We start from the raw sequence: 24,549 nt of genomic DNA, 5'->3' as shown, positions 1-24,549 counted from the left end.
AAGGGTTTGGTGGCTGTGAGCGGTCCCGGGACGGTCTGGGTAAGTGATCTTTGCGTGATGTGCCGGTGAACGGGAGCGGGCCTCCGATCGCAGAAATGCCGGGTCGAGCATCAGGCCTGGAGGGTTCTCCAGGATTCCACAGTCGCTTCAGCGATGATTTCTATGCGGCGGCCATATGCCAGATGCCCATCAGACACGAAGCTACTGTCCCTGAACGGCAACCCGCAGAAGGTGGCGCGGAAGGGTCCGGGGGATCCATTCTGCGGGAGCGGCGCATACTCCGCCAAGGGCGCCATGTCGTAGCTCGGCCGTGCCCTGTGGTTGTTTCGCGCCACCTGATGAGCCGCCACGCGGAGCAGCGCGTCAATGCCCTTGTCCACGTAGAGCTGTAGCAGGCGGAACTGGCTGTCGAGGTACTTCTCGTGGGCTCTGGAAGGATGCTGCAGGAGATATGCGCAGACCACGGGCGCGTGCCACCTGTACATCTGAGGATCGGCCTGCTCTTCAGCCAGGATTGCGTGGTAGTAGTCCACGCACGCGCCCAGCGGACCGGCAGTCGCACCGCAGTCACACTGACCCATACTGGGGCTGTCTGTCATGGCCTGCAACGTAGGTGGTCGGCGACAGCCTTGTCGACGGCATTTCATTAAGAACCTGCTGGGGATGAGACAACACCTCAGCTACCGGGAGGCCGCTCCCGTTCACGGGTCAACAGTCCGATAATGACCACGCCCCGGGGTCTCCTGACTCAAACCCCCCGACACCAAATCCCGCTCTTAGAGGCGTAGCCACCGGGTCGCATCGGTCGTTAGGGCGTCGGCGGTGTGTTTCGTCACAGTTTGGTGGTCGCGTGATCCCCAGTGAGCAAGTGGAACTTTTACCTCACCAGGGGTGGTTTTCCTCTCCCGGACAAGACGGTCGGAGCGGGGCATGTGGGGATGTCCTGATCGGTGGTATGCATGGGGCGGGGGAGAAAATCGCACCCGGCCCCGTGTGCCGCTGGTTCTCGACGGCGACGACGTCGCGGGCCTTCGCCGCCGGACAGACGGGGCGTGTCAACTCGGCTCGACCTGACACGATCGGGAGGATCGAGGCCCTGAGGCGCAACCTGCACGATCTACGACGAGAGCTGGGTCGCTGACGAGAGGGAAAGCCGCTCGGAGGACCGGCTTGAGCCCTGGATCCGTGCCGTGGCTCACGTTGGGCGCTCTCCCCATACCCCGCCGACTAAGTGATCTGGCGAAGGGCCTCCGTGAGGGCGGTCAGGCGTTCTCGGGAGGCGAGCCCAGCGTGGTACAGGTGGAACTCTGTCGCGCCTGCCTTGGCGTACGTCCTCAGGTGGTCGGTCAGGACGGCTGCGTCGGCGGGGCGGGGTGGGAGGGCGAGGACATAGGCGCCTACTCGCTGGCCCGCACGGGACAGCTCCGTAAGGCGGGTGAGGCGGGTGGCGTCCGTGGACGGGTCGCCCCAGCAGTTGGCCACCAGCGCGTCCGCTCCCGGCTCGCCCGCGGGGAGCGGGGCGAAGGCGCCGGCCGCCCACGGGTCCGGGTTGGCGTGCAGGGTGATGGGGACGTTCGGGGCGGTCCTTCGGGATACGGCGATCAGACGTTCCCTGAGGGAGGTGGACAGGCCTACGCGGATGGCGAGGACCTCGTCCGCCACCGGGCCGAGGGCCTCCTCCACGGTGGTGGGTTGGGGGGCCGACATGTCGCCCGTGCGGTCTATCGCCGCGCGCACCTGGGTTCGGGTGGGTTCGGGGTAGCGGGGGGCGCATGCCTCGCAGAAGCACAGGGACAGCAGGTCCGCGTCCACGGAGGTCCAGTCCGCTCCGGAGGTCTTCTCGTGCACGCTCTGGTGCCCGAAGCCGAGCGGTCCGCAGGCTTCCAGGATCAGGCCGTCCGGCTCGCCGACCGTCAGGATCTCCTGGACGAGACGTTCGCAGTACTCGATGACGTCCTCGTGGGCCGGGCACAGTGCGTACGGGTACGGGTCGCCGAAGGCGTTGCGTACGACCAGGTCGGGATGGGCGGCGCCCAGGTGGGAGTTGTGGGTGAGGACGGTCCAGGCGTGGACGGGGAGGCCGACGGCCTTCAGCGCGTCCCTGGCCTGGAGGTAGGCGTCTGCGGGGGTCCACGTGGGGGCGGCCGGGACGAGGCGGCCCCAGGCGGACGGGCGTACCGGGAGGTAGAAGGCCGGATAGGGCACGTCCAGGACGCGATGGGACGGATGGTACGGCGTGGCGGCCCGGGTGGAGTGGTAGACGGCCGCCAGGGCGACCGCGTCCACGCCCAGCGCGGCCAGGCGCTCGGGGGCGGAAGGGTCGCCGACGACGTCCCAGGGGTAGACGTAGGCGATGTTCATCGGAGCGGTCTCCTGCTGGACGGGCCGGGTGTGGCGTTCATCGGACGGGGCTCAGTGAGACGAAACAGGGGTCACCACCGCGGCCTCGCCGCCGTGAAGCCAGGCTCGAACCGCTGCATGTACGTCGTGTCGTCACGCGCCACGATCCCGCACTTCTGATACTGCTCGTGCATGCGGGCCAGCGCGTCCCGGTCGAGCTCCACGCCCAGGCCGGGGCCGCTGGGGACGGGGACGGCCCCGTCGGTGAAGCGGAGGCTGCCCGGCACGACCACGTCCTGCCCGTCCTGCCACGGGGTGTGGGTGTCGCAGGCGAAGGTGAGGTTCGGGGTGGCGGCGGCCAGGTGGGTCATGGCGGCCAGGCTGATGCCGAGGTGGGAGTTGGAGTGCATGGACAGCGACAGCCCGAAGGTGTCGCAGAGGGTGGCGATATGCGCGGAACGTACGAGTCCGCCCCAGTAGTGGTGGTCCAGGAGGAGGACCCCGATCGCGCGGGAGGTGATGGCGGGTGGCAGGTGTTCGGGGGTGACCACGCACATGTTCGTGGCGAGGGGCATGGGGACGGCGGCGGCGACCTCGGACATGCCGGGAATGCCGGGCGTCGGGTCCTCCAGGTACTGGAGGGTGCCTTCGAGTTCGCGGCCGACCCGGATCGAGGTCTCGACCGACCAGGCGGCGTTGGGGTCCAGGCGGAGCGGCACGCCGGGGAACGCCTCGTGCAGGGCCTTGGTCGCGGCGATCTCCTGATCGGGCGGGAAGACGCCGCCCTTGAGCTTGATCGACTTGAAGCCATACTCCTTGATCAGGAGCGCGGCCTGCTCGACAACGCCCGCCTCGTCCAGTGCCGCGCCGAACTTGTCCGGCTCCTCGCCCGGGTGGCCGGCCCACTTGTAGAAGAGATACGCGCTGTACGGCACCGCGTCCCTGACCCGGCCGCCGAGCAGGTCGACGACCGGCACACCGGCCGCCTTGCCGCGAATGTCCAGGCAGGCCACCTCGAAGGCGGCGAAGACCCGGTCGACGCTCTTCTCCTTGGTGGCGACGCCGGTCAGGCCGTGCAGATCGGTCACCACTTCACCGACGAGCGCGTTGATCCGGGCGTACATCGTGTTCACGGCGTGCACGTCGAGCCCGATCAGGGCCTGCGCGCACTCACGCACCCTGCCGAGGTGCTCGAGATCGCCGTACGTCTCACCGAGGCCGGTCAGGCCCTCGTCCGTGACGACCTCGACAATGGTACGGAGGGCCCACGGCTCGTGGACCCCGGCGGCGTTCAGAAGGGGCGGATCCCGGAAGGCAACGGGTGTGACGCGGATCTCCCTGATGATCATACGACCGCCGTCCATATATGTGAACAATAGCCAGATTTGTGGACAAGTTGCCAAAACTGTAAGAATCGGGCTGAAGAAGTGTCAAGACTCCGAAGGGCCATTCGATGATCTACGGACACGACCCCAGGACCGGCGAGACCGTGGGCGCCGCCCTGCAAGAGACCGACAGCGCCGGGGTCGACATGGTCGTTTCTGCCGCGGCCGCGGCCGGCCAGGCCTGGCGGTCGACGCCGGCGGCCGAGCGCGCGATCGCGCTCGAGGCGGTCGCCGACGCCCTGGCCGCGCACGTGGACGAGCTGTGGCAGCTCGCCGACGAGGAGACCGCGCTCGGCGAGGTACGTCTGCGCGGCGAGGTCGCGCGCACCGCCGGGCAGTTCAGGCTCTTCGCCCAGGTTCTCAGGGACGGCGCGTACGTCGAGGCCATCATCGACCACGCCGACCCGTCGCTCACGCCGCCCCGGCCCGACGTGCGGCGGATGAAGCATCCGCTGTCCGGCGTCGTCGCCGTGTTCTCGGCCAGCAACTTCCCGTTCGCGTTCTCCGTGGCCGGCGGCGACACCGCCTCCGCGCTGGCCGCGGGCTGCCCGGTGGTCGTCAAGGCGCATCCCGGTCATCCCAACACCTCCGAGCGGGTCGCGAAGATCGTGCGGGACGCGCTCCCGTACCCGGACCTGCTGGGCCTCGTGCAGGGCATGCAGGCGGGCATCGACCTGGTGCAGCACCCGTCGGTGGTCGCGGCCGGGTTCACCGGGTCCGTGGCCGGCGGGAAGGCGATCCAGAAGCTGATCGACGAGCGGGAAGTGCCGATCCCGTTCTTCGGCGAGCTGGGCAGCGTCAACCCCGTGGTCGTGCTGCCGTCGGCGCCGGTGGAGGGAGTGGCCGCCGGGTTCGCCGGGTCGCTGACGCTGGGAGTCGGGCAGTTCTGCACGAATCCCGGGCTCATGTTCGTGCCCGAGGGCGACGAGCTGCGCAAGGCCCTGGTGGAGGCCGTCGAGGGGACCAGCGGCGGGCCCATGCTGGCCGAGCGGATCAGGGACGGGTATCTGGGCGGGGTCGAACGGCTCGGCGAGCTGCAGCTGTTGGCCGAGGGCAAGCCGGGCGAGGGCGCCTGGGCCGTCACGCCGAAGGTGTTCACCACGGATCTGGACACCTTCGCCGGGAAGCTGCCGCACATCGGCGAGGAGTGCTTCGGGCCTGCGTCGATCGTGGTGACATATCGGGAAATTTCCGATCTGCGGCCCGTGCTCGAGCGGTTGGACGGCTCGCTGACCGCCACCGTCCACGGCACCGACACCGACGAGGCCGGTGAGGTCGTGGAGGTGCTCAGGAGGAGGGCCGGGCGGCTCATCTGGAACGGGTGGCCGACCGGTGTGGCCGTGTGCTGGGCGATGCAGCACGGAGGCCCCTGGCCTGCCGCCACGACGACGCACACCTCCGTCGGGGCCACGGCCATCGACCGCTGGCTGGCGCCGACCGCATACCAGGACTGGCCGGGGGCGTTGTTGCCGGACGAGCTGAAGGATGACAACCCGCTCTCCATTCCGCGACGGGTGGATGGGCGTCTGCAGGTGTGAAGCGCGTAGGCCTGGAGGCGGCGTCGATGCCGCCTCCAGGCGCATCGCCAGGCTCCGGCGGTCTCCAGCCGGGTGGCGATGAGCCGCTCGAGCGCCGCGACCTGCTCAAGCTCCGGCGATCTCCAGTCCGGTGGCGGCGAGCCGCTCGAGCGTCGCGACCTGCTCAGGCCCCGGCGATCTCCAGTCCGGTGGCGATGAGCCGCTCCAGCACCGCCACATGCTCAGGCGACGGATCCATGAGCGGCGCCCGCACACCCCCGACGTCCAGCCCGCGCAGCCGCACCCCTGCCTTCACCAGCGAGACCGCATAGCCGGGCACGGTGTCCCGCAGCTCCACCAGCGGCAGGTAGAACCCGGTGAGCAACCGCTGCACCAGCACCTCGTCCCCGCCGGTCACGGCCTTGTAGAAGGCGAGGGCGATCTCGGGCGCGAACGCGAACACCGCGCTCGAATACAGGCTCACCCCGATCCCCCGGTACGCGGGCACGGTGAACTCGGCGGTCGGCAGGCCGTTGAAGAAGGTGAACTCCTGGTCGGTGGACTGCCGCACGGTCAGGATGATGCGCTGCAGCAGGTCGAAGTCGCCGAGCCCGTCCTTGAAGCCCACGACGTTGGGCAGCTGCGCCAGCGACGCCACGGCCTCGGGCGTGAAGCGTGCGGTTCCCCGCTGATAGACGATGATCGGCAGCTCGACGGTCTCGGCCACCTCCCGCACATACCGGACCAGGCCGGAGGCGGGGCCGGTGACCAGGTAGGGAGGCATCAGCAGCAGCCCGTCGGCGCCTTGGGCGGCAGCGGCGCGGGCGATCGCCTTGGCGGCGGGCAACGTGCCGCCGGCCCCGGCGAAGACGGGGGCGCGCCCCTCGGTGGCGGCGACGGCCGTGGCCACCACCCGGCTGTATTCGCCGAGATCGAGGGCGTTGAACTCACCGGTGCCGCACGCGGTGAACACTCCTCCCGCCCCGGCCGCGACCCCGTCGGCGACGTGGCGGGCGAGCACCGGTTCGGCCAGCTCCCCATCGGCCCCGAAGGGGGTCACCGGAAAGAAGAGAACACCATCTAGCCGCATCAGCAGTCCTTTCTAGCGGATGCCCTCCCTGCGCAGAGTGGCAGCCAGCTTGCGGGTGTGTTTGATCAACGCTTCGGTGATCCGCTCGACGTCGGCGGGCGGGAGACCGGCAGGCATGGAGCAGCTGATCGCGTCCGTGGCCGGAATGCGGTAGTCGACCGCCACGGCCACGCAGGCCACGCCGGGCGTGCCCTGCTCGCGCTCGTAGGACCAGCCCCTGGTGCGGACCTGGTCCAGCTCGCCGGTGAGCTTGGCCAGGTCGGTGATCGTGTGCTCGGTGAGCGAGACCAGGGGATGCGGCAGCAGCGCCACGACCTCGTCGTCGGTGAGCTGGGCGAGCAGCACCTGGCCGAGCGCCGTGACGTGGGCGGGCAGCCGCCGGCCCACTCTGGGGATCACGTGCGCGGCCTCGCGCGACTCCCTGGTCGCCAGGTAGAGTACGTGCGCGCCGTCCCTGCGGGCGAAGTGCACCGTACGCCCGATCTCGTCCCGCAGGTCCTCCAGCATCTCCTGCGCGAACGGCAGCGCGGGATCCTTGTCCAGGTATGCGGTGCCGGTCAGCAGCGCGTGCGGCCCGATCCCGAACGCGGACCTGCCGGAGTCGGTCTCGACCCAGTTGAGCTCGACCAGCGTGCGCATGAGGGCGTGCAGGCTGCTGCGCGGGAACCCGGTGCGCTGCTGGAGCTCCGACAGCGTCAACGTGTCGTGCGACTCGGCCAGGACTTCCAGGATGCGTACCGTCCGCTCGGCGGACTTGACCAGCTGGGGCTCCATGCTCATCCCATCTCGTGCCCTGCGGCTTCAAAGATCCAGGATATGGGATAGCGTCCAGATACATGGACGCTTAACCCTTGACCGCGCCGCTTGTCAGACCACGCATGAACTGCCGCTGGAACGCCAGGAACGCGATGATCGACGGCAGGAGCGCCAGCAGCGAGGCAGCGAGCAGCACACCGATCCCGACCTCCTCGTCGGAGCGGAGCGAGCGCAGCGCGATGGGCAACGTCCACATGTCCGACTGGGGCGCGACGATCAACGGCAGCAGATACTGGTCCCAGATCATCGTGAAACCGAAGACGCCGATCACGCCGAGCGCGGGGCGGCACAACGGCACGATGATCGTGGCGAAGATCCGCAGCTCGCCGGCGCCGTCGATGCGCGCGGCCTCCTCCAGCTCGACCGGCACCTCCTTCATGAACTCGGTCATGACCAGGATCGAGAAGCCCCACGCCCCGACCGGGAGGATCATTCCGGCGTACGTGCCGATGAGGTTGGTGTGGAACACCGGCATGTCGGCCAGGACGAGGGACAGCGGGATCGCGATGATCTCCTCGGGGAGCATCATCGTGGCGAGCATGAGCAGCATCACGAACGTCATGCCACGGAACTTCTTGCGGGCCAGCGAGTACGCGGCGAAGACGCTCACCAGCATCTGCAGCAGCAGCCCGAAGCCCACGACGATGAACGAGTTGAGCAGGTAGAGGTAGACGTTCTTGTCCTTGGCCTGGACGAAGTTCTCCAGCGTGAACTCCTCCGGCCACAGCGTGAACGACGTCGGGTCAAGGGTCTTGCTGAACGCGCTGATCAGCAACCCCACCAGAGGTCCGGTGAAAACGATCACCATGAGGCCATAAAGGATGACCTTTCCGGTGATGGCCACAGGCCCTCTGCGCGACTCCAACCCCAGAGCGCTGTCGAACCTCATGCCGCCTGCCTCCTGCGCAACAACTGCACGACCACGGTGAGCGCCAGCGTGGCCAGGAACAACACGATCCCGCCCGCCGAGGCGACCCCCAGCTCGTTCGACTGGAACCCGAGCTTGTAGATCAAGGTCATCAGCACTTCGGACGACCCGTTGGGACCGCCGTTCGTGAGCACGTAGACCTCGACGAACACCCGCAGCCCGCGGATGGCGGCCAGCGTGAACAGGATCCAGAACACCGGCCGCAGCGCCGGCAGCGTGATGTGCCGCAGCCGCCGCCACGTGGAGGCGCCGTCCACGGCCGCCGCCTCGTAGAGCGTGCGGTCCACGCCGACCAGCCCGGCCAGGAAGATCATCATGTCGTACGGGGTGCCGCGCCAGATGCTCATCAGCATGATCGACCAGAGCGAGGAGTTCTCGCTGGCCAGCCACGGCTGCGGATCGACGCCCACCCAGCCGATGATCGTGTTGAGCATGCCGCTGTCGGCCGGGTGGAACATGATCCGCCACACCTCGGCCACGGCCGCCATCGTGGTCACGACGGGCAGGAACGCCGCCGTCCTGACGAACCACAGATACCGGGCCGGACCCTCGATGAGCAGCGCGAACCCGAGCCCGAGCACGAGCGAGCCGATCGTGGTGCCGAGCGCCAGCAGGATGCTGTGCCAGATGGCGGCGCCGAACGCGTCGTCGGTGAGGATCGTCTTGTAGTTGTCCAGGCCCACCCACGTGTCAGTGATGTAGTGGACCTCGTGGAAGCTCTTCCACAGGCCTAGGGCCATCGGGATGAACTTGAAGTACAGGAACAGCAGCAACGCCGGTGCCAGGAACAGCCACGCGATCAGCGACCCCCGCCACCGCACCGATTTGGTGCGGCGGTGCGGGGGCGCTGTCCGGGCCCCGGCCCGGGTGAGGGTCGACGTCATGACGCTTTCTGGCTCTGCAGTTCCTGGGTGAGCTTGGTGTTGAGCCCGTCCATCGCCGTCTTCACGTCAGCCGTGCAGTCGGCCCAGACCGTGTTGATGGCGTCGGCGGAGGTCTGGCGGATGGGCGCCCAGTTCGGCACCGGCGGGGCGTACACGGCGAACTCGTACGATTCCTGGAACACCTTCCAGCGCGGGTCCTGGCGCTCGGCGGCCATGTCCACGGTGGTGTTGACCGGCAGGCGGACGATGGCGCCGTTGGCGTCCTTGTTCATGCCGATCTTCTGGCCTTCGGGGGAGATCGCGTACTCGGCGAACTTCTTCTGGGCGTCCTCCATGGACGAGCCGACCATCATGTAGACGTTCTCGCCCTCGCCGAGGGTGCCGGGGCCGCCGGACGGGCCCTTGGGCACGGGCAGGACCTCGATCTTGTCGGTGCCGATGCTCTTGACGAAACGGGCCAGCACGTACGGGCCGACGAGATAGATGCCGCCCTGGCCCTTCTCGAACACCTCGTGCGTGACGGTCGTGTCGTTGCTGACCGCGCCGGGGTTGACGGTCTTGGACTTGCAGAACTGGTCCTGCAGGTATTGGACGGCCTCCACGAACTTGGGGTCGTTGGCGGTGGCCGTGTACTTGCCGGGACCGGCTGCCTTGAGGAAGTCGGCGCCGTTGCCGTAGATGAGCGACGAGGCGTACCAGGAGGCGTAGCCGCGCTTGGTGCCGGCGGGGATGACGAAGCCGCTGGTGTCCTTCTGGCCGTTGCCGTCGGGGTCGTTCTCGGTGAACGCGGTGCCCAGCTTGGCGAGGTCCTCCCACGTCTGCGGCGGCTCCATCTTCAGCTTTTCGCGCCAGTCCTTGCGGACGATCAGCGCGAACGCCTGAGCCGAGAACGGGGCGGCGTACACCTTGCCGTCGCTGCCGGTGGCAGCGCTCCACGCCCGGTCCGACAGCTTGTCGCCGCCGGCCAGCGAGGCCTTGTCGACCTCTCTTAACCAGCCCTGCGACTGCATGTTGCCGAGCTGGGCGGTGTCGTTGATGACGATGTCAGGAAGCTGCTTCTGGGCGGCCTGCTGGTTGAGCTTGGTCTCGAAATCGTCGAAGAGGGCCACGACTTTCGTCTTGACACCGCTGGCCTGGGTGAATGCGTCGGCGAGCTTTTTCGCCGTCTTGGCGGAGTCGGAATCGGGCGCCTGCCTGATCCAGATCTCCAACGTGTCGTCAGTAGCTGATGATCCCCCGGAACCGCAGCCTGTCAGCGTTACGGCCAGGGACGCGATGATCGCGGTCCCGAGCAAGCGACGTGACATCAGACCGCCTCCCGTTCACATACGTGGACATGAGTCCGGATTTTGAACTCGTGGGTGTGAACGTAACTACACGTATGCATCACGGTCAATATTCAAGGATGTGAATTTCAGTCAGAATCGTGTACACCATGGATGCATGCGCATTCTCATGACCGGTGCCGCGGGGAAAGTCGGCACGCTGCTCCGCCCGCGGCTCGCCCGCGAGGGCCGCATCCTGCGGCTCTCCGACCTCCAGACGGTGGAGACCGGCCCGGGGGAGGAATGGGTGACGGCCGACCTCGCCGACCCCGCCGCCATGGCAGAGGCGATGAAGGGCGTGGACGCGGTGCTCCACCTGGGCGGCCAGAGCCGGGAGCGTCCCTGGGTCGACATCGTGCACGCCAACATCAACGGCATGCAGGTGCTGCTGGAGGCGGCGCGTCAGGAGGGCGTCCAGCACCTCGTGCTCATGGGCAGTCACCACGCCGCCGGCTTCCACACCCGCCCGGCGGACGGCGAGGACCTGCCGGACTACGCCTTTCCGCGGCCCGACACCTACTACGGGGTCAGCAAGGTCGTCATGGAGGCGCTGGCCGGCCTCTACCATGACCGGTTCGGCATGGACATCACCGTTGTCCGGCTCGGCACCTGCAACGAGGGGCCACTCGACACCCGTGGGCTGGCGACCTGGATCTCGCCCGACGACCTGACCCGTCTCGTGGAGGCCGCGCTGGTGGCGCCCGGGTATCACGTCGTCTGGGGGGTTTCGGACAACACGCGGCGGTGGTGGTCGCTGGAGGAGGCCACCTCCCTCGGGTACGTCTCCCGGGACGACTCCGAGTCGTTCGCGCCGGCGCTGATCGCCGAGCACGGCGAGCCGGATCTGGCGCAGCCGATCCACGACCGGGCGGGCGGCGTCTTCACGCTCAACGAGCTGGGCGGCTCCTGGTAACCGCGGATGCGGTAGCAACCGGTTGCAGGAACCTTGACGATCGGACTGGCGAACGTCAAGGTTTAGTCTTGGCAACCGTTTGCAAGGGAGGACGGCGATGACGGCGACGATCAAAGACGTGGCGCGCGCCTGCGGCGTCCACGTGTCCACCGTGTCGCGCACCTTCTCCGCACCGCACCTGGTCAATCCTGCCACCAGGAGCAAGGTGATGGCCGTCGCGGACGACCTCGGCTACCGCCCCAACCGGGCGGCCAGGGCGCTCACGACGGGACGCACGTTCAACATGGGCCTCATCGTGGCCGACATCTCCAACCCGTTCTTCCCGCCGCTCATCAAGGCCGCCCAGGCGCAGGCCAGGGGCCGCGACTACCACGTGTTCGTGGCCGACACCGACGAGGACCCGCGGGTGGAGGAGGAGCTGATCAGGACGTTCACCAAGCAGGTGGACGGCGTCCTGCTGTGCAGCCCCCGCCTGTCCAACCGGATGATCGAGCGCCTGGCCGAGGACGTGCCGTTCGTGGTGATCAACCGCCGGATCAAGGGCATGCCCGCGGTGCTCATGAACGTCGCCCAGGGCGCCAAGCTCGCCCTGGAGCACCTGACCGGGCTCGGCCACCGCAGGATCGCCCTCGTGTCGGGCCCGATCGGCTCGTGGACCAGCAACGAGATGCAGGGCGTCGCCGCCGAGGCGCCGGGGCTCGACCTCGTCTTCTTCGGCCCCAACCAGCCCACGGAGTCGGGGGGCCTGGCCGTGGCCGCGGACGTGGCGGCCTGCGGGGCGACCGCCGTGCTGGCGTACAACGATCTCGTCGCGCTTGGCCTGATCGAGGGGCTGACCGCGATGGAGATAGGGGTACCAGACCAGATAAGTGTCATCGGGTTCGACGACATCCTGCCGGGCCGGCTCAACCGGCCCAAGCTGACCACGGTGGCCATGCCCGCCGTGGCAGCTGGGAGGATGGCCGTCGATCTGCTGCTGCAGTCGGGGGGCGAGGGCGCGACAGTGACCCTCGACACCGCCCTCATAGTTCGCGAGTCCACGGGAAGGGCGCAAAAATGATCTTCGGAACGCTGCCGTCGGGGGAGCAGGTCGAGCAGGTGGAGCTGTCGTCAGGACGGCTGCGTGCCGAAGTGCTCACCCTGGGGTGCATCGTGCGCTCGCTGGAGGTGTCGGGCCGCAACGTCGTGCTCGGTCTCGACTCGGTGGAGGACTACCTGACCCGCAGCCGCTACTTCGGCGCGGTCGTCGGCAGGTACGGCAACCGCATCGCGAACGGCCGCTTCACCCTCGACGGCGTGGAGTACCGGCTACCGATCAACAACGGCCTCAACAGCCTGCACGGCGGCCTCGAGGGCTTCGACCGCAAGGTGTGGACCGTCCAGGACCTCTCCGGCGACTCGGTGACGCTCACGCTGACCAGCCCCGACGGCGACCAGGGTTACCCGGGCACGCTGACCGCGCAGGTCACCTACACGCTGGCGGACGACGCGCTGCGCATCGACTACGCGATGGAGGCCGACGCGCCGACCGTGGTCAACCTGACCAACCACTCCTACTTCAACCTGGCCGGCAGCGGCGACGTACGCGACCACGTGGTGCGCCTCGAGGCCGAGCACTACCTGCCGGTGGACGAGCACAAGATCCCCACCGGGGAGCTCGCGCCGGTCAAGGGCACGCTGTTCGACTTCACCGAGCCACACGCCGTCGCCGAGCGCTACGACGGCGCCTACGACCACTGCTTCGTCCTCGATGGCGGCATGCAGGTCACGGCCGGCGGCCTGACCATGGAGGTCACCACCACCGAGCCGGGCGTGCAGTTCTACACGGGCAGCATGCTCGACGGGGTCGCGACGCCGTACGGGCCGTTCGCCGGGTTGTGCCTGGAGACGCAGCACTACCCCGACTCGCCCAACCAGCCGCACTTCCCCTCGACCGTGCTGCGGCCGGGCGAGCGCCGCACCTCCACCACCACCTACAGGTTCACGTCCTGACCTGCCGCAGCGGGGCGGCCTTGATCACCAGCAGGGCGACGTCGTCCTGCGACGGCTCGGCGGCGAACGTCTCGACCGCGTGCCGCACCCGTTCGGCCACCGCGTGGGCGCTCAGCCCCGTGCAGCCGGCCAGCAGCGCCGCCAGCCCGTCGCCGTCGTCGAGCAGGCGGTCGCCGTCGCGCCGCTCGGTCACGCCGTCGGTGACGCACAGCAGCACCTCCTCGGGCGCCAGCTCGAACGTCTCGACGTAGAACCTGGCGTCCGCCTCGATGCCCAGCAGCAACTGCGGCGTCGCGACCGCCTGGACCGTGCCGTCCGCCCGCAGCAGCAGGGGCGGCGGATGGCCGGCCGAGGCGAGCGTGCACAGCGCGCCGCCGTGGGGGAGCGGGGTCAGCTCGCCGCACAGCAGGCTGAGGAACCTGCCGTCCTCGCCCTCCTCCAGCAGCGCCTGGTTGAGCCGGTCGAGGATGTCGGCCACCGTGTAGTGCTCCTTGGCGAGCAGGCGTACGGCGTGCCTGGCCAGCCCGGTGACCGCGGCCGCCTCGGGCCCGCTGCCGCACACGTCGCCGAGCGCGAAGCACCAGTGGTCGGCCACCGTGAACAGGTCGTAGAAGTCGCCGCCCACGTCGGCGCCCTCCTCGGCCGGCTCGTAGACGACCGCCGACTCCAGCCCCGGCATGGGGGCCACGCGCATGGGCAGCAGGCTGCGCTGCAGCACCCGCGACGTGGTGGCCTGCCGGGCGTACAGCATGGCCGTGTGCAGGTTGAGCGCCACCAGCCGGCACAGGTCCGCCAGCAGGTCGGCCAGCTCCAGCGGCAGGGTCGGCTCGGTGCGGCCGATCACCAGGGCGCCGTGCGACCTGCCCTGGGTGAGCAGCGGGAACGACAGCACTGTCTCCGGGCCGATCGGCCAGCTCACCTCGGTGAGCGCGGTGCGTGGGATGGCCGGCAACAACGTGCGCAGCTCGGCGTTGTGCCGCTCCTCGCTGTGCCAGACGTGGGCGAGCCTGGTCATCCCCGCCAGATCGGTCAGGTAGACCGCCGCCCAGGTGGCGATCTTGGGGACGACGAGCTGCGCGGTCAACGCCGCGATCAACTCCTCGTCGTGCACGCCCGCGAGCAGCTCGCCCGCCTCGGCCAGGAACGACAGCCGCCCCCGGTGCGCCCGGTCCTCCTCGGCCAGCCGCTCGCGCTGCACCGGCACGGCCACCTGGTCGGCGATGTGCTGCAGGCTGACCGTCAGCTCCTGGTCGAAGCGCCCCGGCTGCGTGGCCGTCACCACGATGTAGCCGGTCACCTCCCCGGACACCAGCAGCGGCGCGCACGCCAGCGAGCGGGCCCGCAGCTGCTCGGCCAGCTCGACGTCCTCGGCCAGCAGGTCGTCGAGCATTGTGGGCGCCTTCCTGTCGGCGCTGAACACGCCCGTGGCCAGCACCCCCACCAATCCCGCCGTCGCGCCGGCGCCCGCCGCCACGCCGAACCTGTCGCCGCCGTCGGTCGAGAGCAGCACGTACGCGGCGTCGCCGCCGCTGGAGACCTGGACGATCTGCGCGATCGTGTCGAGCAGCTCCGCGAACGGCATGTCCTGGTCCAGCAGGTCCTTGATCCGCCGCCCCGCCTCCCTGCGCATCGGCGCGGGCGGCGGCGTCAGGACGTAGCGGTGGTCGGCGGCCACCACCATCCAGATGGCCGACCGCTGACCCCGTGCCCGCAGGTGCGAGACGTAGACGGGCATCATCCTGCCGTCAAGGTGCCGCATGCGGGCCTCGCCCCGCCAGCGGCCCAGGCCGAGCGTGTCGGCGAGGGTGAGCGCGTACGGGCCGTGGCCGCGCCAGGCGACCAGCTTCTCCAGCGACCCGCCGACGACCTCATCGGCCTGCCAGCCGAGCAGCTTCTCCGCCTCCGAGTTCCACGACTCGACGACCCCGTCGCGGTCGCAGACGATGACGCCGACATGCAGGGACTCGACGGGCGGGGCGATGGGGAGCGAGGCGGACAGGGCCTCCTGCCGGTCGAAGCCGTCGCCGAGCTCCATGCGTACCCAGACCCGCTTGGCGGTCTTGGTGTACGTGACGCCCCAGGCGTCGGCCAGCATGCCCGCGAGCGCCAGCCCGCGCCCCGAGGTGCGCATCGTGTCGGCAGGAACGGCCTCGGCCTCCTCGATGGTCCTCGTCGGATGGTGGTCGTCGACCTCGATCTCCAGCTTCGCCGGGATGGCCTCCACGTTCAGTCGGCAGGTCAGCTCGATGCCGGTGCCCGCGTGCACCACGGCGTTGGTGACGAGTTCGCTGGTCAGCAGCACGGCGTCCTCCGCCAGATGGCCCAGCCGCCATTCGCCGAGCACCTGGCGTACGAACTTGCGCGCATGTGCCGGGGCATGGGGAGTGCCGTCGAAGGCCGTGCTCGACACCCGGGTCGTGTCCACTGTGCGTCCTAGAACATCACTCGATGTGGCAGTTCGGTCACTCTCAGAGTGGCAGACTGATGCCGTTGATACCTCCAGTTCTCCAGTTGTGAAGAAGGCCGCCATGGTCGCGCAGTTGGAACCCCCCTACGTACGTGGATCGCTCCACCCGTCGGACTTACGGCCCCTGCTCACAGCGCTGCAGGGGCTGCGTGACGGGAACTTCCGGCATCGCCTCGACGTGCCTGACGATCCGGTCCTGGCCGAGCTGGCGATCGTGTTCAACCAGGTCGTCGAGCGCAATGAGCACCTGACCGCCGAGCTGACCCGGGTGCGCGGCGAGGTGGCCAAGCACGGGCGCCTCGACGAGCGGGTCGCCTCCAGTCCCGGCACGGGAAGCTGGGCGGTCAACGTGACCGCGGTCAACTCCCTGGTCGACGCGCTGGTCATTCCCGCGGCCAAGGCCACCCGCGTGCTCAACGCGGTCGCGGACGGCGACCTGTCGCAGCGGGTCGATCTCCAGGAGGACAACCGGCCGCTGCGCGGCGGCCTGCGGCTGATGGGCAAGGCCGTCAACCGCATGGTCGACCAGCTCGCCCTGTTCTCCAGCGAGGTCACCAGGGTGGCGCGCGAGGTCGGCACCGAGGGTCGGCTCGGCGGCCGGGCCAAGGTGCAGGGCATGTCGGGCAGCTGGCGCGACGTGACCGAGGCGGTCAACGCCATGGCCGGGCGGCTGACCGCGCAGGTGCGCGACATCGCGGTGGTCACCACCGCCGTGGCCAGGGGCGACCTGACCAGGCAGGTGACGGTTGAGGCCACCGGCGAGCTGCTGGAGCTCAAGCTGACCGTCAACACGATGGTCGATCAGCTGTCGTCGTTCGCCAGCGAGGTGACGCGGGTCGCGCGCGAGGTCGGCACCGAGGGCCAGCTCGGCGGACGGGCCGAGGTGAAGGGGGTGCTCGGCACCTGGAAGGACCTCACCGACAACGTCAACTTCATGGCCTCCAACCTGACCACCCAGGTGCGCTCGATCGCCCAGGTGACGACCGCGGTGGCCAACGGCGACCTGTCGAAGAAGATCACTGTCGATGCCCGGGGAGAGATCCTCCAGCTCAAGGACACGATCAACACGATGGTGGGTCAGCTGTCGGCGTTCGCCGACGAGGTGACGCGGGTGGCGCGTGAGGTGGGTACGGAGGGGCGGCTCGGCGGTCAGGCCCAGGTGCGGGGGGTGAGCGGGGTGTGGAAGGACCTCACGGACAACGTCAACTTCATGGCGTCCAACCTGACCGAGCAGGTCCGCGACATCGCCCAGGTGGCCACCGCCGTCGCGCAGGGCGACCTCAGCCGCAAGATCAGCGTGGACGTCAAGGGCGAGATGCTCCAGCTCAAGGACACCGTCAACACGATGGTGGGTCAGCTGTCGGCGTTCGCCGACGAGGTGACCCGGGTGGCGCGTGAGGTGGGCACGGAAGGGCGGCTCGGCGGTCAGGCCCAGGTGCGGGGGGTGAGCGGGGTGTGGAAGGACCTCACCGACAACGTCAACTTCATGGCCTCCAACCTCACCAGCCAAGTGCGCAGCATCGCCATGGTCGCCACCGCCGTCGCCAACGGCGACCTGTCCAAGAAGATCACCGTGGACGCCCGGGGCGAGATCCTCCAGCTCAAGGACACCATCAACACCACCGTCGACAAGCTGTCGGCGTTCGCCGACGAGGTGACCCGGGTGGCGCGTGAGGTGGGTACGGAGGGGCGGCTCGGCGGTCAGGCCCAGGTGCGGGGGGTGAGCGGGGTGTGGAAGGACCTCACCGACAACGTCAACTTCATGGCGTCCAACCTCACCAGCCAGGTCCGCAACATCGCGCAGGTCGCCACCGCCGTCGCCAACGGCGACCTGTCGAAGAAGATCGACGTGGACGCCCGCGGCGAGATCCTCGAGCTGAAGACCACGATCAACACGATGGTGGACACGCTGTCGTCGTTCTCCTCCGAGGTGACCCGCGTGGCCCGCGAGGTCGGCTCCGAAGGCAGGCTCGGCGGGCAGGCCGAGGTCGAGGGCGTCTACGGCACGTGGGAACGTCTCACCAAAAACGTCAACGAGCTGGCCTCCAACCTCACCACCCAGGTCCGCGCCATCGCCGAGGTCGCCAGCGCCGTCGCGCAGGGCGACCTGAGCCGCGCGATCAGCGTCGAGGCCAAGGGCGAGGTCGCCGAGCTGAAGAACAACGTCAACCTCATGGTCGCCAACCTGCGCGAGACCACCCGTGCCAAGGACTGGCTGGAGAGCAACCTGGCCCGCATCGCCGGCCTCATGCAGGGTCACCGGGATCTCGTCGAGGTGGCCGACCTCATCCTGCGCGAGCTGACGCCGCTGGTCAGCGCCCAGTACGGCGCCTTCTTCCTGGCCGGCCACGACTCTCCTGACGGCTCACTCGCCTACATCGCCGGCTACGGCGCGGCCCACGACGTGCTGCCCGGACCCGGCAGCCCGGGGTCGGGGCTGATCAGGCAGGCGGCGCTGGAGCGCAAGCGCATCCTGCTGGAGGACGTGCCGCCCGGATACATCAAGGTGCACTCGGGGCTGGGGGAGGCCGCCCCGGCCAGCGTCGTGGTGCTGCCGATCTTGTTCGAGGACAACGTGCTCGGCGTGATCGAGCTGGCCTCGTTCAGCCGGTTCAGCGACGTGCACCTGGCCTTCTTCGACCAGTTCGTGGTGACCATCGGCGTCGCCATCAACACGATCATCGCCAACTCTCGCACCGAGGCGCTGCTGTCGGAGTCGCAGCGGCTGGCCCAGCAGCTGCAGGGCCGTTCGGACGAGCTGCAGCGCCAGCAGGCCGAGCTGCGCAAGACCAACGCGGCGCTGGAGGAGAAGGCCCACCTGCTGGCCACCTCCTCCCGCTACAAGTCAGAGTTCCTCGCCAACATGTCCCACGAGCTGCGCACGCCGCTCAACAGCCTGCTCATCCTGGCCAGGCTGCTGGCCGACAACCCGGAGGACAACCTGTCGGCGCAGGAGGTCGAGTTCGCCACCACGATCCACAACGCCGGCAGCGACCTGCTCCAGCTCATCAACGACATCCTGGACCTGTCCAAGATCGAGGCGGGGCGGATGGACGTGCGCCCGGAGAAGCTGCCGCTGAGCAAGCTGCTCGACTACGTGGATGCCACGTTCCGGCCGCTCACCCTGGACCGGGGGCTGACGTTCGAGATCGAGGTACGCCCCGGCACGCCGCGCGAGCTCTACAACGACGAGCGCCGGCTCCAGCAGATCCTGCGCAACCTGCTGTCGAACGCCGTCAAGTTCACCTCCTCCGGCGAGGTCCGCCTGCAGGTGTCCGTCGATCCCGCCAGGCGGACGCCGGAGGGCGACGTCCTGGCGTTCGCCGTCAGCGACACCGGGATCGGCATCGCGGCCGACAAGCTGCCGGCCATCTTCGGCGCGTTCCAGCAGGCCGACGGCACCACGAGCCGCAAATACGGCGGCACGGGACTGGGCCTGTCGATCAGCAGCGAGATCGCCCGCCTGCTCGGCGGTGAGATCCACGCCATCAGCACTCCGGGGGTCGGCAGCACGTTCACGCTGTACGTGCCCGCCGGGTGCCCGGCGGCGGGCGTCACCGGCGACACCGACTGGCAGCCCGCGCCCAAACCCGTGGAAGCCCGTGCCGCGCAGCCGCAGGCCGAGTGGCCGGCCGTGGACACCGACGACCTGTGGCAGTCCGCCACCAAACTCAGCCTGCTCAAGGACGGCCCGCTCGGGGAGGCGTTCGCGGGGCGGCGGGTGCTGATCGTGGACGACGACATCCGCAACGTCTACGCCCTCACCCACGTGCTCGGCCGGCTCGGCATGGAGATCGTCTATGCCGAGAACGGCAGGGAGGGCATCGAGGCATTGGAACGTGACGAGCGCATCGACCTCGTGCTCATGGACGTGATGATGCCGGAGATGGACGGCTACGAGACGCTCGCCGCCGTACGGGAGATGCCGAGGTTCGCCGAGCTGCCGATCATCGCGCTCACCGCGAAGGCGATGCCCGGCGACCGGGAGAAGACGATCTCCTGCGGCGCGTCCGACTACGTGCCCAAGCCCGTCGACCTCGACCATCTCCTCGAAGTGATGCGAGGGTGGATCGAGTGATGAACCGCCAGGTCAAGATCCTGCTGGTCGACGACAACGAGGAGAGCCTGGTCGCGCTGGAGGCCATCCTGCGGCCACTCCAGCAACGGCTGTTCAAGGCCCGGTCGGGGCAGGAGGCCATGAAGCTCATGTTGCGCCACGACTTCGCGGTCGTGCTGCTCGATGTGCTCATGCCCGGCATGGACGGGTTCGAGACCGCCACCCACATCAAGCGGCTCGACCAGACCAGGGACGTGCCGATCATCTTCCTGACCGGCACCGAGCCCAGCTCGGGCTCGGCCTTCCGCGGCTACGCGGTCGGCGCGGTGGACTACCTCACCAAGCCCTTCGACCCGTGGGTGCTCAGGAGCAAGGTCGCGGTCTTCATCGAGTTGTTCCGCAAGACCGCGGTGCTGGTCGAGCAGACCACCCTGCTCACCCAGCTCGTCGACGACCACGAGGCGCTGTCGGACTTCGCGAAGCGGCTCGGCGCGGTCGAGTCCCGGCTGACGAGCGTGGCCGAGGCCGCCTCCGGCGACGACGGGCTTCGGGACACGGTCAAGGAGCTGGCCGACCGGGTGGCGGCCATGCAGGCCGCTTTCGATGTGATCTCCTCCGTGGAGGGCCGGGTCAGGGAATGAGGGCGGCCCGCAGGCGCACGGCGTGAGCGGGGGTCAGGCCGCCGGCGAGCAGGACCCGCTCGGCGCCACCCTGTACGCTCAGCGCGGCCAGGAAGGTGCGCATCGCGCTCTCGGGCGCCTCCAGCAGCGCCGGGGGCATGCCGGGCGGCAGCGCGATGCCGAGCGTGAGCATCAGGTCCGGCAGCGCCTTGGCGGTGAGCGCGTAGTCGCGCACGATGGCCTCGTGGTCCACGCCGACCAGGTCGAGGATCAGCGCGATCACGATGCCCGTGCGGTCCTTGCCCGCGGCGCAGTGGACGAGCGCGGGCAGCCCGTCGGCGATCTCCGCGACGACCCCGGCGAGCCAGGTCCTCCTGTGCTCGAGCAGGCCGACGTACATCTCGCCGAGGTCGAGGTCCGCCGGGAGTGTGGCCAGGTGAGCGGGCGAGGCGACGGAGCCGGCGCCGAGCGGCGCGTGCCTGACGGCGCCGCCCAGGACGGGCGCCCAGTCGCCGGGCGTGCGCTCGTCGTCGCCGCGGAGGTCGGCGATGAGCCGCAGGCCCGCCACCAGCTCCGCGTCCGCGAGGGTGAGCGTGTGCGGCTGGGCGGAGCGGTAGAGCACACCCGGGCGCAGCGCGGTCTCCACCGCCACGTCCCGGAAATTGAGGAGAGGCATGTATCCCAGTAAGGAAGGCCTTGCCTGCGGCCATGCGGCCTTTGCGTGGACATGAAGTGAATCTCTCGTCACCTTTGACGAGGGCGATGTGAGGGGTGTTCGGCGAGCCTCCGCGCGCGGCGCGGTGTCTCCGACGTACCTTTGGCATCATGGCCACCCGTACGCCGAAAAGCGCATCGAAGGGGCCGGCGAAGCGGTCGACCTCGGCTCGCTCGACCCCCGCGAAGCGGACCGGAACGTCGGCGGGGTCCAGGGCGAGGGGAGCCGCCTCTGGCCGCAAGCCCTCGATGACCCACCAGGATCCGATCAGCTGGGTCTTCACGATGATCGGCAAGCTGATCGTCGGACTGTGGATGTTGTTCGCGAACGGCGTCGGCAGCATGGCTCGCGCGCTGGGCAAGAACGCCCGCGAGCTGGATCCGGCGCACCGTCGCGACGGGATCGGGCTGACGGTGCTCGCGGGCGCGATCGTGCTGGCGGCCATGACCTGGCGCAACGCCGACGGGGCGATCTCCGGCGTGGTCAACACCACCGTGCGCGGCGTGTTCGGGTCGCTGGCCTGGGCGCTGCCGCTGCTGCTGGGCCTGCTGGCCTGGCGCTACCTGCGCCACCCCGACCAGAACGCCGACACCGGCCGCATGGTGATCGGCTGGGCGGCGCTGCTCGTCGGCGTGCTCGGCGTGATCCACGTGGCCAACGGCACTCCATACCCGGCCGGCGAGGGTCAGGGCATGGACAAGGTGTCGGCCGCCGGCGGCATGATCGGGTTCATCGTGTCGGCGCCGCCGATGAGCCTCCTGCCGCCGTGGATCACGATCCCGCTGCTGCTGCTCCTGTCCGGGTTCGGTGTGCTGGTGATCACCGCCACCCCCGTGCACCGGATCCCCGAGCGGCTGGGCGAGCTCAAGCACATGTTGTTCGAGCGGCACGCCGAGCCACAGCCGCGCGAGCCGGGCAGGAAGCGGACCCGGGTCAAGAAGTCCGACGCCGGCGAGGGCGGCGACACGGTCAAGCCCTACGACACCCCTGTCCTGGCCGAGAAGCCGGACAAACGGGCCGATCACTCTCCGGAGATCGTGCCCGGGCTGACCGACGAGGAGGAGCCGCCCGCCGCCGAGGCGGAGCGCAGGCCCGAGCCGCCGCAGCCGACTCCCGCGCCGCGCAAGGTCGAGCAGCTGGTGCTGTCGCCGCAGGCGGGACCGTACAGCCTGCCTGACCTGCAGTTCCTCAAGCAGGGCAGCGCGCCCAAGCCGCAGACCAAGGCCAACACCACCGTGGTGAACGCGCTGACCAGCGTGCTCGAGCAGTTCACGATCGACGCGCAGGTGATCGGCTTCACCCGGGGGCCGACCGTGACCCGGTACGAGATCGAGCTGGGCCCCGCGGTCAAGGTCGAGAAGGTGACGGCCCTCACCAAGAACATCGCCTACGCCGTTAAATCCGCAGATGTCAGGATTTTGTCGCCTATCCCAGGCAAGTCGGCGATCGGGGTGGAGATCCCGAACGCCGACAAGGACCTGGTGTCGCTCGGTGACGTGCTGCGTTCCCAGGTGGCGCAGGCCGACCACCACCCGATGATCGTCGGGCTGGGCAAGGACGTCGAGGGCCGCACCATCGTCGCGAACCTCGCCAAGATGCCCCACCTGCTCATCGCGGGCGCCACCGGCGCCGGCAAGTCGGTCTGCGTCAACGGGCTGATCACCAGCATCCTCATGCGGGCCACGCCGGACGAGGTGCGCATGGTGCTGGTGGACCCCAAGCGGGTCGAGCTGAGCGTGTACGAGGGCATCCCGCACCTCATCACCCCGATCATCACCAACCCGAAGAAGGCCGCCGAGGCCCTCGAATGGGTGGTGGGGGAGATGGACCGGCGCTATGACGACCTGGCCGCGTCGGGATTCCGGCACGTGGACGAGTTCAACAAGGCCGTGCGGGCGGGCAAGCTCCAGCCGCCGCCCGGCAGCGAGCGGGTCTACCAGCCGTACCCGTACCTGCTGGTGATCGTGGACGAGCTGTCGGACCTCATGATGGTGGCGCCGCGCGACGTCGAGGACTCGATCGTGCGGATCACGCAGCTGGCCCGCGCGGCCGGCATCCACCTGGTGATCGCCACCCAGCGGCCGTCCGTGGACGTGGTCACCGGCCTGATCAAGGCGAACGTGCCGTCCCGGCTGGCGTTCGCGGTCTCCTCGCTCACCGACTCGCGGGTCATCCTGGACCAGCCGGGCGCCGACAAGCTGGTCGGCCAGGGTGACGCGTTGTTCCTGCCGATGGGCGCGAGCAAGCCCATCCGCATCCAGAACGCGTTCGTCTCGGAGAAGGAGATCGCCGAGATCGTCGCGTACTGCAAGGAGCAGATGCAGGCCGAATACCGCGATGACGTCGCCGCCGCGCCGATCAAGCGGGAGATCGACGAGGACATCGGCGACGACCTCGAGCTGCTGATCCAGGCGGCGGAGCTGATCGTGACCACCCAGTTCGGCTCGACCTCGATGTTGCAGCGCAAGCTGCGGGTCGGCTTCGCCAAGGCCGGGCGGCTCATGGACCTGCTCGAGAGCCGCAACGTGGTCGGCCCGAGCGAGGGGTCCAAGGCTCGCGAGGTGCTCGTGAAGCCGGACGACCTCGCGGGTTTGCTGGCCGACCTGCGTGGCGAATGACCCCAATGCGTCCCTGCGGGGTAGCTACTGGTTGAATATGAACCACTACGCAATGTTGTCGTGGTGGTTCAGACCAGGCGCCATCGGGGAGGCGTTTCGCCGTGCAGGAGCAGAGCATCGGAGCCATACTGGCGGCAGCCAGGCAGTCGGCGGGGCTGACGGTCGCGCAGGTGAGCGCGGCCACCCGGATCCGCGAGGCGATCATCCATGGCATGGAACAGGACGACTTCGATCAGTGTGGTGGCGAGTTCTACGCCAGGGGGCACGTCAAGGCCGTCGCCCACGCCGTGGGGCTGGATCCCGAGGCCACCGTGCACCTCTACGACCAGCAGCACGGCGGGGCGCCCCAGCCGGTGCGGGCGGCGGCGGTGTTCCAGGCCGACAGGAAGATCAACGTGCCGGTGCGGCGGGGGCCCAACTGGACGATGGCGCTCGGGGTGGCGCTGGCGATCGTGGTGGTCTTCGGCATGATGCGGGTGGTGGGCGGGGCGGGCGACCACGTGCAGACCGCCGGCGTGCGGCAGGTCTCGGCCCGGCCGAGCGTTCCGCCCAACACACCCATCACGGAGACGCCCAAACCGTCACGCAGCGTGAGCAGCAAGCGCATGGTGACCGTGCAGCTCAAGGCCAGGCGGTCGTCGTACGTGAACGTGCATGACGCGGAAGGTCGCCCGTTGTTCTCCGGGACGTTGAAGGCCGGCCGGACCTCCACCTGGCGCACACCGGAGAAGGTCAACCTGGTCCTGAGTGACGCCAGTGCGGTGTCGGTGCTGGTCAACGGCAAGAGGGTGACGGGGCTCGGGGGGCGGGGGGAGGCGGTGCGACGCTCGTTCGAGGCGCCGAAACAGCAGACGCGACAGCGCGCGAGATAATCCGCGAGGC

18 protein-coding genes are annotated in these 24,549 nt (G+C 69.1%); 8 read left to right on the top strand and 10 right to left on the bottom strand.

Annotation, left to right across the window (positions count from 1 at the left end; genetic code table 11):
* Nucleotides 1-110: 110 nt before the first annotated feature.
* From OHA25_RS53435 to OHA25_RS53425, 3 genes are all read right to left on the bottom strand, one after another.
* Nucleotides 111-581 carry a DUF5946 family protein gene (locus tag OHA25_RS53435; RefSeq protein ID WP_327591177.1) on the bottom strand — a complete coding sequence of 157 codons (471 nt, stop codon included), beginning with the start codon at nt 579-581 and terminating at the stop codon, nt 111-113.
* 646 nt (nt 582-1,227) lie between these two features.
* A complete protein-coding gene (locus OHA25_RS53430; RefSeq protein ID WP_327584512.1) occupies nt 1,228-2,361 on the bottom strand; it encodes a hypothetical protein in 1,134 nt (377 codons plus the stop codon).
* A gap of 71 nt (nt 2,362-2,432) precedes the next feature.
* A complete protein-coding gene (locus OHA25_RS53425) occupies nt 2,433-3,704 on the bottom strand; it encodes a glucarate dehydratase family protein (protein WP_327584511.1) in 1,272 nt (423 codons plus the stop codon).
* Between the two features lie 89 nt (nt 3,705-3,793).
* Here OHA25_RS53425 and OHA25_RS53420 point away from each other — a divergent pair, with 89 nt between their 5' ends.
* Nucleotides 3,794-5,263: an aldehyde dehydrogenase (NADP(+)) gene (locus tag OHA25_RS53420; protein WP_327584510.1), complete on the top strand. Its 1,470-nt coding sequence runs from the start codon at nt 3,794-3,796 to the stop codon at nt 5,261-5,263.
* Nucleotides 5,264-5,426: 163 nt separating this feature from the next.
* Here OHA25_RS53420 and OHA25_RS53415 read toward each other — a convergent pair whose 3' ends face one another.
* The 5 genes from OHA25_RS53415 to OHA25_RS53395 form a co-directional block, all read right to left on the bottom strand.
* Nucleotides 5,427-6,332, bottom strand: coding sequence for a 5-dehydro-4-deoxyglucarate dehydratase (locus OHA25_RS53415; RefSeq protein ID WP_327584509.1), 906 nt, complete (start codon nt 6,330-6,332; stop codon nt 5,427-5,429).
* A 12-nt stretch (nt 6,333-6,344) separates the two neighbouring features.
* On the bottom strand, nt 6,345-7,112 hold the full coding sequence (locus tag OHA25_RS53410) for an IclR family transcriptional regulator (protein ID WP_327584508.1): 768 nt from the start codon (nt 7,110-7,112) through the stop codon (nt 6,345-6,347).
* 64 nt (nt 7,113-7,176) lie between these two features.
* Nucleotides 7,177-8,037, bottom strand: a complete 861-nt coding sequence (locus OHA25_RS53405; RefSeq protein ID WP_305923440.1) for a carbohydrate ABC transporter permease — start codon at nt 8,035-8,037, stop codon at nt 7,177-7,179.
* A complete protein-coding gene (locus OHA25_RS53400) occupies nt 8,034-8,960 on the bottom strand; it encodes a carbohydrate ABC transporter permease (protein ID WP_327584507.1) in 927 nt (308 codons plus the stop codon). The genes OHA25_RS53405 and OHA25_RS53400 overlap by 4 nt, the downstream gene beginning before the upstream one ends.
* Nucleotides 8,957-10,267, bottom strand: coding sequence for a sugar ABC transporter substrate-binding protein (locus OHA25_RS53395; protein ID WP_305923438.1), 1,311 nt, complete (start codon nt 10,265-10,267; stop codon nt 8,957-8,959). The genes OHA25_RS53400 and OHA25_RS53395 overlap by 4 nt, the downstream gene beginning before the upstream one ends.
* A 136-nt stretch (nt 10,268-10,403) precedes the next feature.
* On the opposite strand from OHA25_RS53395, the gene OHA25_RS53390 reads away from it, so the two are divergent.
* The 3 genes from OHA25_RS53390 to OHA25_RS53380 all read left to right on the top strand — a co-directional run bounded on the left by OHA25_RS53390 (nt 10,404) and on the right by OHA25_RS53380 (nt 13,190).
* Complete coding sequence (locus OHA25_RS53390; RefSeq protein ID WP_327584506.1) at nt 10,404-11,198, top strand: NAD-dependent epimerase/dehydratase family protein; 795 nt, start codon at nt 10,404-10,406, stop codon at nt 11,196-11,198.
* Between the two features lie 97 nt (nt 11,199-11,295).
* Nucleotides 11,296-12,258 (top strand): LacI family DNA-binding transcriptional regulator, encoded by a 963-nt coding sequence (locus tag OHA25_RS53385; RefSeq protein WP_327584505.1) that lies wholly within the window; start codon nt 11,296-11,298, stop codon nt 12,256-12,258.
* Nucleotides 12,255-13,190 carry an aldose epimerase family protein gene (locus OHA25_RS53380; RefSeq protein WP_327584504.1) on the top strand — a complete coding sequence of 312 codons (936 nt, stop codon included), beginning with the start codon at nt 12,255-12,257 and terminating at the stop codon, nt 13,188-13,190. Before OHA25_RS53385 ends, OHA25_RS53380 begins: the two co-directional genes overlap by 4 nt.
* Here the strand turns inward: OHA25_RS53380 and OHA25_RS53375 are convergent.
* Nucleotides 13,180-15,615, bottom strand: coding sequence for a SpoIIE family protein phosphatase (locus OHA25_RS53375; protein WP_327584503.1), 2,436 nt, complete (start codon nt 15,613-15,615; stop codon nt 13,180-13,182). The two genes, OHA25_RS53380 and OHA25_RS53375, sit on opposite strands and share 11 nt — an antisense overlap.
* 103 nt (nt 15,616-15,718) lie before the next feature.
* Between OHA25_RS53375 and OHA25_RS53370 the strand changes: the two genes are divergently transcribed.
* Nucleotides 15,719-19,735 (top strand): HAMP domain-containing protein, encoded by a 4,017-nt coding sequence (locus OHA25_RS53370; RefSeq protein ID WP_327584502.1) that lies wholly within the window; start codon nt 15,719-15,721, stop codon nt 19,733-19,735.
* Nucleotides 19,735-20,355 carry a response regulator gene (locus OHA25_RS53365; protein WP_327584501.1) on the top strand — a complete coding sequence of 207 codons (621 nt, stop codon included), beginning with the start codon at nt 19,735-19,737 and terminating at the stop codon, nt 20,353-20,355. Before OHA25_RS53370 ends, OHA25_RS53365 begins: the two co-directional genes overlap by 1 nt.
* On the opposite strand, the gene OHA25_RS53360 is transcribed toward OHA25_RS53365, so the two are convergent.
* Entirely contained in the window at nt 20,345-21,010 is a 666-nt protein-coding gene (locus tag OHA25_RS53360) for a tyrosine-protein phosphatase (RefSeq protein WP_327584500.1), read from the bottom strand. The two genes, OHA25_RS53365 and OHA25_RS53360, sit on opposite strands and share 11 nt — an antisense overlap.
* A gap of 287 nt (nt 21,011-21,297) precedes the next feature.
* Here OHA25_RS53360 and OHA25_RS53355 point away from each other — a divergent pair, with 287 nt between their 5' ends.
* Nucleotides 21,298-23,667 (top strand): DNA translocase FtsK, encoded by a 2,370-nt coding sequence (locus OHA25_RS53355; protein WP_442942000.1) that lies wholly within the window; start codon nt 21,298-21,300, stop codon nt 23,665-23,667.
* Nucleotides 23,668-23,768: 101 nt separating this feature from the next.
* Nucleotides 23,769-24,539 (top strand): helix-turn-helix domain-containing protein, encoded by a 771-nt coding sequence (locus OHA25_RS53350; RefSeq protein WP_327584498.1) that lies wholly within the window; start codon nt 23,769-23,771, stop codon nt 24,537-24,539.
* The last annotated feature ends 10 nt before the right edge of the window (nt 24,540-24,549 follow it).

The organism is Nonomuraea sp. NBC_00507 (genome assembly GCF_036013525.1).
Lineage (GTDB): Bacteria > Actinomycetota > Actinomycetes > Streptosporangiales > Streptosporangiaceae > Nonomuraea.
Note: the sequence above shows the minus strand (reverse complement) of the source record. Positions and strands in the feature narration are given on the sequence as shown.